13 protein-coding genes and 1 pseudogene are annotated in these 13,266 nt (G+C 74.3%); 6 read left to right on the plus strand and 8 right to left on the minus strand.

Features of this window, described 5'->3' with window-relative positions:
* The first annotated feature begins 84 nt into the window (after positions 1 to 84).
* Positions 85 to 1,146 (plus strand): MBL fold metallo-hydrolase, encoded by a 1,062-nt coding sequence (locus RM779_RS07260; protein ID WP_311616828.1) that lies wholly within the window; start codon positions 85 to 87, stop codon positions 1,144 to 1,146.
* Between the two features lie 19 nt (positions 1,147 to 1,165).
* On the opposite strand, the gene RM779_RS07265 is transcribed toward RM779_RS07260, so the two are convergent.
* Positions 1,166 to 1,816 carry a DsbA family oxidoreductase gene (locus RM779_RS07265; RefSeq protein WP_311616829.1) on the minus strand — a complete coding sequence of 217 codons (651 nt, stop codon included), beginning with the start codon at positions 1,814 to 1,816 and terminating at the stop codon, positions 1,166 to 1,168.
* A 63-nt stretch (positions 1,817 to 1,879) separates the two neighbouring features.
* On the opposite strand from RM779_RS07265, the gene RM779_RS07270 reads away from it, so the two are divergent.
* Positions 1,880 to 2,335 (plus strand): winged helix-turn-helix transcriptional regulator, encoded by a 456-nt coding sequence (locus RM779_RS07270; protein WP_311616830.1) that lies wholly within the window; start codon positions 1,880 to 1,882, stop codon positions 2,333 to 2,335.
* Here RM779_RS07270 and RM779_RS07275 read toward each other — a convergent pair.
* Together RM779_RS07275 and RM779_RS07280 are read right to left on the minus strand one after the other, a co-directional pair.
* Positions 2,223 to 2,915 (minus strand): DedA family protein, encoded by a 693-nt coding sequence (locus RM779_RS07275; protein ID WP_311616831.1) that lies wholly within the window; start codon positions 2,913 to 2,915, stop codon positions 2,223 to 2,225. The two genes, RM779_RS07270 and RM779_RS07275, sit on opposite strands and share 113 nt — an antisense overlap.
* On the minus strand, positions 2,912 to 3,688 hold the full coding sequence (locus tag RM779_RS07280) for an MBL fold metallo-hydrolase (protein ID WP_311616832.1): 777 nt from the start codon (positions 3,686 to 3,688) through the stop codon (positions 2,912 to 2,914). Before RM779_RS07280 ends, RM779_RS07275 begins: the two co-directional genes overlap by 4 nt.
* A gap of 73 nt (positions 3,689 to 3,761) precedes the next feature.
* Here RM779_RS07280 and RM779_RS07285 point away from each other — a divergent pair, with 73 nt between their 5' ends.
* A complete protein-coding gene (locus RM779_RS07285; RefSeq protein WP_394813238.1) occupies positions 3,762 to 5,864 on the plus strand; it encodes a phage holin family protein in 2,103 nt (700 codons plus the stop codon).
* An 87-nt stretch (positions 5,865 to 5,951) separates the two neighbouring features.
* A complete protein-coding gene (locus tag RM779_RS07290) occupies positions 5,952 to 6,257 on the plus strand; it encodes a 4a-hydroxytetrahydrobiopterin dehydratase (RefSeq protein ID WP_077058044.1) in 306 nt (101 codons plus the stop codon).
* A gap of 36 nt (positions 6,258 to 6,293) precedes the next feature.
* Here the strand turns inward: RM779_RS07290 and RM779_RS07295 are convergent, their stop codons facing one another.
* Positions 6,294 to 7,886: a molybdopterin-dependent oxidoreductase gene (locus RM779_RS07295; RefSeq protein ID WP_311616834.1), complete on the minus strand. Its 1,593-nt coding sequence runs from the start codon at positions 7,884 to 7,886 to the stop codon at positions 6,294 to 6,296.
* Between the two features lie 88 nt (positions 7,887 to 7,974).
* Positions 7,975 to 8,817, minus strand: a complete 843-nt coding sequence (locus RM779_RS07300; protein ID WP_311616835.1) for an aldo/keto reductase — start codon at positions 8,815 to 8,817, stop codon at positions 7,975 to 7,977.
* 96 nt (positions 8,818 to 8,913) lie between these two features.
* On the opposite strand from RM779_RS07300, the gene RM779_RS07305 reads away from it, so the two are divergent.
* Positions 8,914 to 9,921, plus strand: coding sequence for a bile acid:sodium symporter family protein (locus RM779_RS07305; RefSeq protein ID WP_311616836.1), 1,008 nt, complete (start codon positions 8,914 to 8,916; stop codon positions 9,919 to 9,921).
* Here RM779_RS07305 and fdhD read toward each other — a convergent pair.
* Positions 9,843 to 10,727, minus strand: a complete 885-nt coding sequence (gene fdhD / locus RM779_RS07310; RefSeq protein ID WP_311616837.1) for a formate dehydrogenase accessory sulfurtransferase FdhD — start codon at positions 10,725 to 10,727, stop codon at positions 9,843 to 9,845. The genes RM779_RS07305 and fdhD overlap by 79 nt on opposite strands.
* A 175-nt stretch (positions 10,728 to 10,902) precedes the next feature.
* Between fdhD and RM779_RS07315 the strand changes: the two genes are divergently transcribed.
* On the plus strand, positions 10,903 to 11,667 hold the full coding sequence (locus tag RM779_RS07315; protein WP_311616996.1) for an alpha/beta hydrolase family protein: 765 nt from the start codon (positions 10,903 to 10,905) through the stop codon (positions 11,665 to 11,667).
* Positions 11,668 to 11,851: 184 nt separating this feature from the next.
* On the opposite strand, the gene RM779_RS07320 is transcribed toward RM779_RS07315, so the two are convergent.
* Together RM779_RS07320 and RM779_RS07325 are read right to left on the minus strand one after the other, a co-directional pair.
* Positions 11,852 to 12,685, minus strand: coding sequence for an alpha/beta fold hydrolase (locus tag RM779_RS07320; RefSeq protein ID WP_311616838.1), 834 nt, complete (start codon positions 12,683 to 12,685; stop codon positions 11,852 to 11,854).
* 134 nt (positions 12,686 to 12,819) lie between these two features.
* Positions 12,820 to 13,213 (minus strand): annotated as a pseudogene (locus tag RM779_RS07325) (IS701 family transposase); the annotation flags it as partial.
* Positions 13,214 to 13,266 lie beyond the last annotated feature (53 nt).

Below are 13,266 nucleotides of genomic sequence, written 5' to 3' on the forward strand. Positions count from 1 at the left end.
AGGTGCGACCGCGCGGCGCGTGCTCGGCTGGGAGAGCGAGGAGAGCCAGGGGCGAGCGCCCGGGGGCGGTGGAAGGGAGCCGCGATGACGGAGCGGAGGGAGCGGAGGGAACGCACGGACGGCACCGGGCACCCCGCGGCCGCACCGCCCGCCGCGCCGCGCCCGCTGTTCGAACGCAGGTCGTGGCCCCGGAGCTTCGCCGACCGCCTCACCACGCCGCTGCCCGGCCTGGTCACGCTGATCCGCGCTTCGCGCAGCGGGTCGCTGCGGCCGGGCGCCGCCGCGCTGGCCGACACCGCGGGCCTCCCGTTCGCCCCGGCGCCGCTGCCGCGGCCCGGCCCGCGGGAGCTGTCCCTGACCTGGGCGGGCCACGCGAGCTGGGTCATCGGCGTCGGCGGTCTGACCGTGCTCACCGACCCGGTGTGGTCGCGCCGCATTCTGGCCACCCCCGCCCGCATCACCCCCGTCGGCGTCGCCTGGGAGGACCTGCCGCCCGTCGACGCCGTCGTCATCTCGCACAACCACTACGACCACCTCGACGCGCCCACGCTGAGACGGCTGCCGCGCCGCACCCCGCTGTTCGTGCCCGCCGGGCTCGGCGGCTGGTGCCGGCGCCGCGGGTTCCGCCGCGTCACCGAACTCGACTGGTGGGAGGCGGCCGAACTGCCCGCCCCCGGCGGTCCCGTGCGCTTCGACTTCGTGCCCGCACACCACTGGTCCAAGCGCACGCTGACCGACACCTGCCGTTCGCTGTGGGGCGGTTGGGTGCTGACCGACGCCGCCGGGCGGCGGCTGTACTTCGCGGGGGACACCGGCTACGGGGACTGGTTCACCGAGATCGGCGCCCGCTGTCCCGGCATCGACCTGGCTCTGCTGCCCATCGGCGCCTACGACCCGCCGTGGCTCCAGCGCCCCGTCCACACCGACCCGGAGGAGGCGGTGCGCGCCTGCGGGGACCTGGGGGCGGCGCGGATGGCGCCGATGCACTGGGCGACGTTCCTGCTCTCCGCCGAGCCGCCGACCGAGCCGCTGGCCCGGGTGCGGGCCGCCTGGCAGGCCGCCGGCCGCCCGGCGGCCGACCTGTGGGACCTCCCGGTCGGCGGCTCGCGGCTGCTGGCCGCGCCCCGCTCGCCGGAAGGGCCCTGAGCCCGGAAGTCCTGTCGGCCTACGCCGCGCCGCGCGCGTGCAGCTCGCGCAGGACCCGGCCGAACGCCTCCGCCGGCTGTGCGCCCGAGACCAGGAAGGTGCGGTCGAGGACGAAGGCGGGGACGCCGGTGATGCCGAGCTGCCGGGCGGTCGCGATGTCCTCGCGCACGGCGTCGGCGTGGTCCCCGTCCGCCAGCGCGCGCCGCGCCGCCGCCTCGTCGCAGCCGGCCTCCGCGGCCAGCCGCGCCAGGGTCTCGTGTCCCGCGAGCGCGATGCCCTCCTGCGCGTAGGCGGCCAGCAGCCGTTCCTGAACGGCGGCACCGAGGCCGAGGCCCGCGGCGTGGTGGACCAGACGGTGCGCGTCGAAGGTGTTCGCCGGTCTGGCCTCCGCCAGCCGGTAGGCGAGCCCGTCGCCCTCGGCTATCCCGCTGACCCGCCCCAGCATCTCCGCGACCTGCTCGGGGGGCAGGCCCTGCCGCTCGGTCAGGTGGGCGGGCAGCGTCAGGTCCGCCGTGTCGGGCGCCTCCGGGTCCAACTGGTAGCTGCGCCACACCACCCGCACCTCGTCCCGGCCCTCGAAGTCGGCGAGCGCCCGCTCCAGACGCCGCTTGCCGATATAGCACCAGGGGCAGACGAGGTCCGACCAGACCTCCACCGTGATCTCGCTCATGGGCTCACCCTAGGACATGCGGCTAACCTCTGGTAAGGGCATACCTTTTGGTAAGGTCGCGTCATGAACGTAGGACCGCAGGTCAACGGTGCCGACAACGTGTTCGTGCGCGACTGCCCGACGCGCACGGTCCTCGACCACGTGACCAGCCGCTGGGGAGTGCTCGTTCTCGTCGCGCTGCGCGAGGAGCCGCTGCGCTTCTACCAGCTGCGCGACCGCATCGGCGGCATCAGCGAGAAGATGCTCTCGCAGAACCTGCGGGTCCTGACCGAGGACGGGCTGATCACCCGCCGGGTCGAGCCCGTCGTCCCGGTGCGGGTCAGCTACGCCCTCACGGACATCGGCCGGGAGCTCACCGCGCCGCTGCGGACCATGATCGACGTCATCGCGGCCCGGCTGCCCGAGATCATCCGCGCCCGCGAAGCCCACGCGCCGGGCGCGGCCGGCCCGCCGCCGGCCGGCCGAGGGCCTGCCGCAGACGGCGCAGGACCACCGGCGCCGCCGCGATCAGCAGCGTGAGCGTCACCGCGGCGACCACGCCCTGCCACGGATGCGGGAACAGCGCGCCGCCCAGCATCCCCAGCAGCTGGTAGGTCGCCGCCCAGCCGAGCACCGCGGGCAGATTGCCGCGCAGGTAGCGGTGCAGGGGCATGCGCGCCAGCAGGCAGGCCAGCATCACGGGTATGCGGCCGGCCGGCACCAGCCGCGACACCAGCAGCACCGTCGCGCCCCGCCGCGCCAGCCGCTCCTGCGCCCGCGCCAGCGGCTCGGGCGCCACCTGCTCGCGTATCCGGTCCAGCCAGCGCGACCCGTTCCGCGACCGCACCCCGCGCCCGCCCAGCGCGTACAGGACCGCGTCGCCGAGGAACGCCGCCGCGGCGGCCACCGCGAACACCCCGAGCGAGAACGCCGCCGCGTTGCTGTGGTGGAACGCGACCGCCGCCGCCGAGCTGACCACCGCGCCCGTCGGCACCACCGGCACCAGCGCCCCCAGCAGCACCAGCAGGAAAAGCGACGGGTAGCCGATCGCCTGCTGCGTCGTATCCGGGGACACCGCCCGCGAGGCGGCGAGCGCGCACTCCGCGCCCGCCGTCGTCACCCGGCCACCGCCAGCCGCACGCTCTCGCCGTGCCGCAGCCGGTGCACCCGCACCGCCGGGGCCAGCCGGGCCGCGTGCCGCACGAACTCGTCACCGGGGGAGTGGAACTCGTGCGGGCGCACCCCCGCCATCCCGAACGGCCAGTACGTGCCGTAGTGCACCGGCACCGCGCCGCGCGGGCGCAGCCGGGTCAGCGCCTCCGCCGCCCGCTCCGCGTTCAGATGCCCGTTCCCCAGCCGCGGCCCCCAGCCGCCGACCGGCAGCAGCACCATGTCCACGGGCCCCGCCTCCCGCGCCATCGCCTCGAACAGATCCGTGTCCCCCGCGTAGTACGTCCGCGCCTCCCCCTCCACCACGTAGCCGAGCGCCGACACCCGCCGCGGCCCGAACGGCAGCCGCCGCCCGTCGTGCGCGGCCGGCACCGCCCGCACCGTGAGACCGCCCACCGGCACCCGGTCGCCAGGGGTGACCTCGCACACCTCAAGGCGGGCCGCGAGCCGCCGCAGCCCCGGCACCGCCCGCAGCGCGCCCCGCGGCAGCAGCAGCGGCGTGCCCGCGGCGAGGCGCGCGAGGGAACGCAGGTGCAGGTGGTCGGCGTGCAGGTGCGAGACGAGCACCACGTCCGCGCGCCTGGCGGCCGCCGGGGGCAGCGTCCCGCGCCGCCGGCGCAGGTGGGCGCACCTCCGGGTGAACAGCGGATCGGTCAGCACCGAGGTCCCGGAGTCGAGTACGGTCGCGGTGGCGTGCCCCCACCAGGTGATGTCCACCGGCACGTGGAACTCCTTCCGCTCCCGCCCCCCGGCCCGTTCCCCGTCCTCCCAGGATGCCAGGCGGCCGACGTGGAGAATGGCAGACCGGAAGAAGGGCAGGTCGGTACCGGTGACAACCTGGCGGAACGCGGGTGCGGCCCTGCTGCGCGTGCTCGCCGTGTGGGCGGTGAGCACCCTCACCATGGTGCTGCTCGCGCTGGCGCTGCCCGGCTTCCACCTCCAGTCCGCCGACGGCGACAGCTTCACCCGCATCGGCATCACCGCCGCACTCGGCGCCGGGTGCTTCGGCCTGCTCAACGCGCTGGTCTGGCCCTGGCTGGTCCGCGCGATGCTGCTGGTGCCCGCCCTGGCCCTCGGCCTGCTGGTCTTCCTGCTCAACGGCTCCCTGCTGTGGCTCGCGCTCAGCGCCATCCCCGACGGCCGCGGCACCGCCGGGCCGTCGACCGCCGTCGTCGTGGCGGCCGTGATGTCCGTCGCCGCCTCCGCCACCAGCACCTTCCTCGCCGTCCGCGACCCGGACGCGCAGGCCCGCCGCCTGCGCCGGATGGCCGGCCGCCGGGCCGCCCGCTCGGGCACGGCCCGGCACACCGATACCCCCGGCATCGTCTTCCTCCAGCTCGACGGCATCGGCCACCGGCGGCTGTGCGCGGCGATCGAGGGCGAACGCCCCCAGATGCCGGCCCTCGCCGCCCTCCTCGGCACCAGCCACCGGCTCACGCCCTGGCACACCGACTGGTCGAGCCAGACCGGCGCCGCCCAGCTGGCCATCCTCCACGGCAGCAACGAGGACGTGCCCGCGTTCCGCTGGTACGAGAAGGACACCGGCGAGGTCATCGTCAGCAACCGCCCCTCGAGCGCCGCGGAACTCCAGCGCCGCGCCGTCGAACGCACCGGCAGCGCCGGCCTGCTCGCGCAGGACGGCGCGAGCCGCGGGAACCTGTTCACCGGCGGCGCGGGCCAGGCCGCGCTGGTGCTGTCCGTCGCCGCGCGGCGCGGCCGCGGGCAGCGCTCGCGCGCCGGGTACTTCGCGTACTTCTCCGACCCCGCCCACGCCGCGCGCACCGCCGCCTCCTTCCTCGCCGAGCTGGTCCGCGAGATCGCGCAGGCCCTGCGCGCCCGGTTCACCGGCACCGGGCCGCGGGTCAGCCGCGGCGGCCTCTACCCGTTCATCCGCGCCTTCGCCACCGTCGTCCAGCGCGACGTGGTCACCGCCGCCGTCATAGGCGACGTCCTCAACGGCCGCACCTCCGTCTACGCCGACCTCGTCGCCTACGACGAGGTCGCCCACCACTCGGGTCCCGACAGCCGCGACACCCGGCAGGTGCTCGCGCGCCTCGACCGCTGCGTAGCCACGATCCTCCGCGCCGTCGAGCACGCGCCCCGCCCCTACCACCTGGTGCTGCTGTCCGACCACGGGCAGAGCCACGGCGAGACCTTCGAGGCCGCCTACGGGCACACACTGGAGGAGCTGGTCAGGATCGGCTGCGGGCGGCCCGTGCCCAGGCCCCCGCGCCGCCAGGAGACCGGCGCCGAGGCCCGCGGCGCCGCCCGCGTCGCGCTCCACCGGCCGGAACGGCCCGCCCGGCCGCGGCCCGCGGAGGACGACCGGCAGGAGCGCGGGCGCGCGCCCGTCGTCCTCGCCTCCGGCAACCTCGGCCTGATCTCCCTGCCCGACGTGCCAGGACGGGCCGGGCGCCTGACCATCGAACGCCGCTGCCCCGCGCTGCTGCGCACGCTCGCCGAACACCCGGGCATCGGCTTCCTGCTCGTCCACGACGAACGGCACGGGCCCGTCGCCCTCGGCGCGGGCGGCGCCGAACACCGGCTCGCCACCGGCGAGATCGTCGGCCACGACCCGCTGGCGCCCTTCGGGCCACGGGCCGCCGCGGCCGTGCGCCGCACCGCGGGCTTCGCGCACGCCGCCGACATCATGGTCAACTCCTCGGTGGATAAGGACACCGGCGACGTGCACGCCTTCGAGGACCAGATCGGCTGCCACGGCGGCCTCGGCGGGGAGCAGAGCCGCGCCTTCCTGATGTCCCCGCTGGCGCTGTCCGCCCCGGCCCCCGGCCTTGTGGGCGCGGAGGCGGTGCACCGCGAACTGCTGCGCTGGCAGCGGGAGGCAACGCTCCGCCCCACCCCCGGCCAACCGGCCCACGCGCCTTCCCGGCCCCGCTAGGCCGTGTCCTGCCGTTCTCGCGGACCCGGGGAGATCCGCGGGGCAGGGCCTAGGCTGGTACACCTCGCCGTACGGAGGGAGCACGTCATGGCACCGCGGCCGTTGACCGGGCAGGAGATCGAGCAGGCGCTCGCCGGGCTGCCCGGCTGGACCCTGGAGGACGACCGGCTGGTGCGCAGCTACGGCCTGGCCGGCCACCTGCCCGCCGTCGCGCTGCTCGTGCACATCGCGACCGTGCAGGAGGAGCTGGACCACCACGCCGATCTGGCGCTCACCTACAACCGGCTCGGCGTCGCGGTGCACACCCACAGCGTGGGCGGCAAGGTCACCGAGCTGGACGTGCGGCTCGCCCGCCGCATCGAGGATCTCGCTCCGGCACACGGCGCGAGCTGAGACCGCGCGCCGACCCGCGCGCCGACCCGCCCGCCCTCACGCGTCGACCACCCGGACGGTCACGGTGTGCCGGCCCGTCGCGCCGTCGGGCGCGGTCCCCGACTCCTCGGCCGGCTGCGTCCGCCCGCCGCGGTCCGTGGCCCTGACCTGGAGGCGGTACTCGCCCGGCTCGGCCCGCCAGTCGAAGCGCCACTGGCGCCAGGTGTCGGCCGTGTCCTCCTCGGCCAGCTCCGCCTCCTGCCAAGGCCCGTCGTCCACCCGGACCTCCACGCGGTCGATGCCGGTGTGCTGGGCCCAGGCCACGCCCGCCACCGGCACCAGGCCCGCGCGCGGCGGCGCGGAGCCGCGGGGGGTGTCGATGCGGGACTGCGTCTTCACCGGCCCCCGTTCGGCCCAGCCGCGGTCCGTCCAGTACGCGGAGAACGCGTCGAACGTGGTCAGCTCCAGCTCCGTCAGCCACTTGCAGGCCGACACGTAGCCGTAGAGGCCCGGCACCACCATCCGCACCGGGAAACCGTGTGCGAACGGCAGCGGTTCGCCGTTCATGCCGAAGGCGAGCAGCGCGTCCCTGCCGTCCATCACCGTCTCCAGCGGACTGCCGAGCGTCATCCCGTCCACGGAGTGCGCCACCAGCTGGTCGGCCGGGCCGCCCCGGGACGGCGGCCGGACGCCCGCCTCGCGCAGCACCCCGTCGAGCCGGACGCCCAGCCAGCGGGCGTTGCCGACGAAGGTGCCGCCCACCGGGTTGGACACGCAGGCGAGGGTGATGTCGCGTTCGACGACCTCCCGCGTGAACAGGTCGGCCAGCGTCCACGTCACCGGGCGCGGCACGCCCGCCCCGTGAATCCGCAGCCGCCACCGCTCCGCGTCCACGCGCGGGACGCGCAGCGCGGTGTCGATGCGGTAGAAGCGGTCGTTCGGGGTGATGAACGGGGCCAGGCCGGGAACGTTCAGCCGCGCGCCGGGCGGTACGGGCGGCGCGGCGGCGTCGGCCGCGGGCAGGGCCAGCGCGCTCCGGGAGGCAGCGGCGGCGGCCGAATCGGCGGAGTGCAGCGTGCGGCCGAGCAGCCCGGCGCCCGCCGAGGCGGCGGCGGTCGCGGCGGCGGCCGTCAGGAAGCGGCGCCGGCCGGCGGGCGCCGCCGGCTCCGCGACCGCCGCGCCGTCGCTCCGCGGCGCGGGCGCCGCCCGCAGCCGCCCGGCCAGCAGGGCGAGCACCCCGGCCGCGGCCACGGCCGCGGCGACCGAGGGCCAGGCGTCGGACGACCGGGCGCCGGGGCCCGTCACCGCGGCCAGGGCGCCCACGGCGCCGAACGCCGCCGCGCCGGCCGGCCCCGCGGCGCGGTGCCGCCGCGCCAGCAGGCCGAGGCCCGCGGCGAACAGCACGAGCACCACGACGATGCCGGCTTCGAGCACCGGCTTGTCGTTCGTGCCGAAGGTGTCGATCGCCCAATTGGTGACCGGCACGGGGGCCAGGGCGATGGCGGCCTCCCCGACGGCGGCGACCGGCGCGGCCTCCGGCCGCACCGCGGCGGCGGCCAGCTCGCCCGCGGCGAGTCCGGCCGCCGCCGCCAGGATTCCGCCGAGCGCGGCGAGCGCGGCGTGTGCGCGGTGCGTCCTTGCGTTGGTCACGCTCCCATTCGACGCCCGCGGACGGGGCCGTGGGAAGCGGGGAAAAAGAACGAAACGCTGACGTCGGGGCGCCCGGGCGGCGCCCGGGTCAGTTCCAGTCGAAGGTGTCGGGGTCGGACCCGGTCCTGACCCCGGCGTCCAGGGCGTCGATGGCCGCCATGTCATCGGCGTCGAGATCGAAGCCGAACACGTCGAGATTCTCCCTGATCCGCGAGGGCGTCACGGACTTGGGAATGGCGACGTGGCCGGTCGTGAGGTGCCAGCGCAGCACCACCTGGGCGGGGGTGCGGCCGTGCTTGTCCGCGATCGCCGCCAGCGCCGGGTCGTCGAGCAGACCCTTGCCCGAACCGAGCGGCGACCACGCCTCGGTGACGGTGCCCAGCTCGGCGTCGAGCGTCGCGGTCTCGGCCTGCTGAAGGTAGGGGTGCAGCTCGATCTGGTTGACGGAGGGCACCACCCCGGTCTCCTCGACGACGCGGCGCAGGTGCGGCGGCTTGAAGTTGGAGACGCCGATGGCGCGCGCCCGGCCGGTGCGGTGGATCTCGTCGAACGTGCGCAGGATCGTCAGGTAGTCGTCGCGCATCGGCCGCGGCCAGTGCACGAGGTACAGGTCCACGTAGTCCAGGCCGAGCCGCGCGAGCGAGGCGTCGAACTCGCGCAGCACCGCGTCCCTGGTCCAGGTCTCCTTGGCGCTGTTCCACAGCTTGGTGGTGACGAACAACTCCTCGCGGGGCAGCCCCGAGGCGGCGAGCGCGCGGCCCGTGCCCTCCTCGTTCCGGTACACGGCGGCGGTGTCGATACTGCGGTACCCGGCGTCGAGGGCCTGGCCGACCGCGACCTCGGCTTCGGCGTCCGGCACCTGCCAGACGCCGAAGCCCAGCTGCGGCATCTTCACGCCGTTGTTGAGGGTCACATGAGGGACGCTGCTCACGGGTACATCAGTCCTTGGTCGATTCGATCCGACATCTTCCGCTTCCCATCGTCCATGATCGGCCCCCGCACCGCACCCACGAGGAGCCGGGGGACAATGTCCGTCGTGCGCAGACTGACCCGTTTCCTCGACCCCTACATCGTGCTGCTGCTCGGCACGGTGGGGCTCGCCGCCCTGCTGCCGGCCTCGGGCCCGGCGGCGGGGGCCGTGGACGGCGCGGCCACGGGCTTCATCGGCCTGCTGTTCTTCCTCTACGGCGCCCGGCTGTCCACGCGCGAGGCGCTGGACGGGCTGCGCCGGTGGCGGCTGCACCTGGCGGTGCTCGCCGCCACGTTCGCGGTCTTTCCGCTGTTCGGCCTGGCCGCCCGCGGCCTCGTGCCGTGGCTGATCACCGACGATCTGTACGACGGGCTGCTGTTCCTGTGCCTGGTGCCCTCCACCGTGCAGTCCTCGATCGCGATGACCTCACTCGCCCGCGGGAACGTTCCCGCGGCCATCGCCGCCGGTTCGTTCTCCAGCGTGCTCGGCGTGCTGCTGACGCCGCTGCTCGCCGCCGTGCTGATCGGCAGCAGCGGCGGATTCTCCTCGGACTCGCTGCTGGCGATCTGCGGGCAGCTGCTGCTGCCGTTCCTCCTCGGCCAGCTGCTGCGCCGGTGGATCGGCGGCTTCGTCCGGCGGCACCGCCGCGTCCTGTCGCTGGTGGACCGAGGCTCGATTCTGGTGGTGGTCTACGCGGCGTTCAGCCAGGGCATGAACGCCGGTGTCTGGCAGGAGGCGAGCTGGCGGCGGCTGCTGGCGCTGTTCGGCGTCGAGGTCCTGCTGCTCGCGGCGCTGCTGCTGCTGACCGCGTGGGTGGCGCGGCGCCTGCGCCTGCCGCGCGAGGACCGGATCGTGGTGGTGCTGGCGGGCTCCCAGAAGTCGCTGGCCGCGGGGCTGCCGATGGCGAGCGTGATATTCCAGGGGCAGGCCGCGCTCGCGGTGCTGCCCCTGATGATGTTCCACCAGATGCAGCTGATTGTCTGCGCCTACCTGGCCAAACGCTGGTCGGATGACCCGGAGGGCCCGGAGGGGACGGACAGCGCCAGCCGTTCCGCCCCGGCGTAGACGTTCATCGAGGTGCCGCGCAGAAAGCCGACGAGCGTCACCCCGGACTCCGCCGCGAGGTCCACCGCGAGCGAGGAGGGCGCCGACACCGCGGCCAGCACGGGGATGCCCGCCATCACCGCCTTCTGCACCAGCTCGAACGACGCGCGCCCCGACACCATCAGCACCGTTTCGGTGAGCGGCAGCGCGCCGCGGGTCAGGGCGCGGCCGACGACCTTGTCCACCGCGTTGTGCCGGCCCACGTCCTCCCGCACGTCGATCAGGCCGCCGTTCGCCGTGAACAGCCCCGCCGCGTGCAGCCCGCCGGTGCTGCGGAAGACCCGCTGGGCGGCGCGCAGCCGATCCGGCAGGGCGCTCAGCACCTCCGGCGTCAGACGCGGGCCGCCGGTCAGCGGCAGCGGCCAGCGGGCCGTGGTGTGCACCGCGTCCAGGCTGGCCTTTCCGCACAGCCCGCAGGAGGAGGTGGTGTAGACGTTGCGCGCCAGCCGGTCGAGCGCGAGTCCTGACAGCTCGACACCCTCGGCGGGCCGCACGTCGACCACGTTGTACGTGTTGGCGCCGTCCTCGGTCGCGCCCGCGCAGTAGGCGATGCGGGCCAGCTCCTGCGCGGACGCGAACACGCCCTCGCTGACCAGGAAGCCCGCGGCCAGGGCGAAGTCGTCGCCCGGCGTCCGCATCGTGACCGCGACCTGCCGGCCGGCGACGCGGATCTCCAGCGGCTCCTCGCCGACCAGCGTGTCGGCCCGCTCGCTGAGCACGCCGTCCCTGATCCGCACCACGCGGCGGCGCTCGGTCATCCGTCCCATAACGCCATCATGCCCATATCCGGCGCGTATACGGCGGCGGCCTTCTTCGTAGGATGCGGCCATGCCACCCTCACCGCGGACACAGCCGCGGACACAGCCGCGGATACGTCTCCTGCACGACGCATCCCGCCACGCATTCCGTGATCCGGCCCGCCCGCGTCCCGTTCGGCTGTATCTGTGGGAACCACAGCGTCCGCCGGCCGCCCCAGCTCCGCTGGTCGTCGTCTCCCATGGCACGGGAGGCTCCGGAAGCGCCATGGGCTGGCTGGCCCGCCCGCTGGCGGAAGCCGGTCTGCGGGTGGTCGCCCTGGACCACCACGGCAACAATTTCGTCGACGGCTACGAGCCGGAGGGCTTCGCCTTCGTATGGGAGCGGGCCAGAGACGTCTCGTTCGTCCTCGACGTGCTGGCCGGTGAGCGGCCCTTGGGCCCGGTGGGGGCGGCGGGCTTCTCCCTCGGCGGTTACACCGTGGCGGCGCTGGCCGGGGCGAGGGTCGCGCCGCGGGTCATGGCGGCAGTGCTGGCGGGGCAGGCGTCCTTGCCCGCGCTGCCGGAGTTCCCCGATCTGCTCGGGGCGCTGGGCGAGAAGGTACCGGCGGACGAGCTGCGGGCCGCGCTCGGCGGCGCGGGAGCGGACGTGTCCGACTCCCGGATAAGGGCCGTCTTCCAGGTGGCCCCCGCCCTGGGCTCTCTCCTGGCACCGCAGAGCCTGAGGGCCGTCCGGGTCCCGGTGGAGATCCGGTGGGGCGGGGCGGACACGATCACTCCGTTCGACGACGACACCCGCCCGTATCTGGCGCACATCCCCACCGCGGTCGGCCGGTCCGCCGGCTCCGATGTGCGCCACGAGGATTTCTTCGAGGCCGAACCGGTCGGCGAGCCCGTCCGCGCCCGGGTGGCCGGCGAAGCGGCCGCCTTCTTCCTCCGGCACCTGAGCTGACCCGCACACCGACCGCTTACCCTCCCGCGCGGGCCACGACCAGTCCACGGCTGTTCGTTGACGTCCGTGTACAGCAACGTTCCAGTCGGCCACTTCGGTGATCATCCTGTTTTCCTTCGCAAGGCGCACCGAGCACGGTCTGAACCGGGTAGTTCAGGCCGTGCTCGGTGCGTGTTCCTGTGGTTCAATCCTCGCGTATGACCATGCGCAGGTGGGTGGCGAAGACGTCGGGGGTCTCGACAAATCCGGTGTGGCCGCCAGGGAACGTCGTCGGCTCGGTGCCAAGCGACTGAGCGAGCGCGCGGGAGGTGCGGTCGCAGAGCTGTCCGGCGGAGTCGACGCCGATGCCCACCAGGATGCGGGTGGCCGCCGTGCGCAGGGCTGCCGGGTCAGGCTGCCAGTAGGTGGAAGCACGCATCTCGTGCGCGAACCAGCGACGCTCGTCCGCCACTTGCTGCGGCTCGCGCTCCCCGCCGAACATCTGCTCTATCAAGGGCTCGGGCATCGTGATGTTGGCCTGGGCGAAGAACTTCTTCCATGCCCCCGTCACGTCGCCGGCGAGGTAGGTGGCGATGAGGTCCTGAGTGCCGGTGCGCAGTTGCTCTCGGTCCTTCAGGAGCTCGATCAGCGGTGGCTCGTGGGCGACGATGGTGTGCACCTGGTCGGGATGGGTCTGGGTGAGGGCCAGCACGCTGACCGCGCCGCCGCTGGAGCCCACTGCGATGGCTGGTCCCGCGTCGACGTGGGCGATCAGCCGGGATAGGTCGTCGGCACGCAGTTGGGGTGTCGAGTCCTGGTCGGGGTCGTCGAGCTTGCTGCGGTTGATGCCGCGTGGGTCGGTGGTGAGCACGGTGTGGTCGGTAGCGAGCAGTTCGGCCAGCGGGGCGAAGGCCGCAGCGTCCATCGGGGCACCGGCCAGCACGATGAGAGGACCCTCGCCGCGCACTTCGTAGTGCAGGCGTGCGCCGGGCACCTTGAGGGAACCGACGGCAGCGGTGTCAGTCGGGTGAGTGATCATGCTTTCTCCGGATGAGGCTGTGATAGGTCTGTCGATGAGCTAGACCGCCTGGATGGTGCAAACTCATCGCTCGCAGATCGCGGCTAACTGCGAAGCACGGGTAGTGGCCGACCAGCGTGCTCAGTGACGGATCTTCATGCCTGGTTCGCAGCTTGTCGGCGGTAGTGGCCGGTCTGGGCCCGGGCCTGGTGGCGGCGTCGCCAGGCGGACCAGCCGAGCGGGTGGGCCGCGTCGTGCATGGGCCGGGCGACGAGCGTCGTGAACAGTTTCTGGATCTCGTAGCAGGTGAGAGGGATCAGTCCGTCCGGGGAGGGATGGCGGACGTGTTCGTCGGCGCGGACGACGGTGAGGAAGGCGTGGGCGAGCATGGCCAGGGTCACCCAGCGAGACCACGAAGTGAAGCGGCGGAGTTGGTGCTCGTCGAGTCCGGCCAGGCCCTTCCCGGCCTGAAATCTCTCCTCCACCCCGTCACCTCGACCCGGCGACGCGGACCAGCGTGGCCAGGGGCGCCGGGGTCGGCGAGAAGCAGTGGCGAACGTGAAGCGGTAAGAGCCACAAGACCCTTGGCCCACCGGGCTGCG

Origin of the sequence: Streptomyces johnsoniae (assembly GCF_031845565.1) — a bacterium.
GTDB lineage: Bacteria > Actinomycetota > Actinomycetes > Streptomycetales > Streptomycetaceae > Streptomyces > Streptomyces johnsoniae.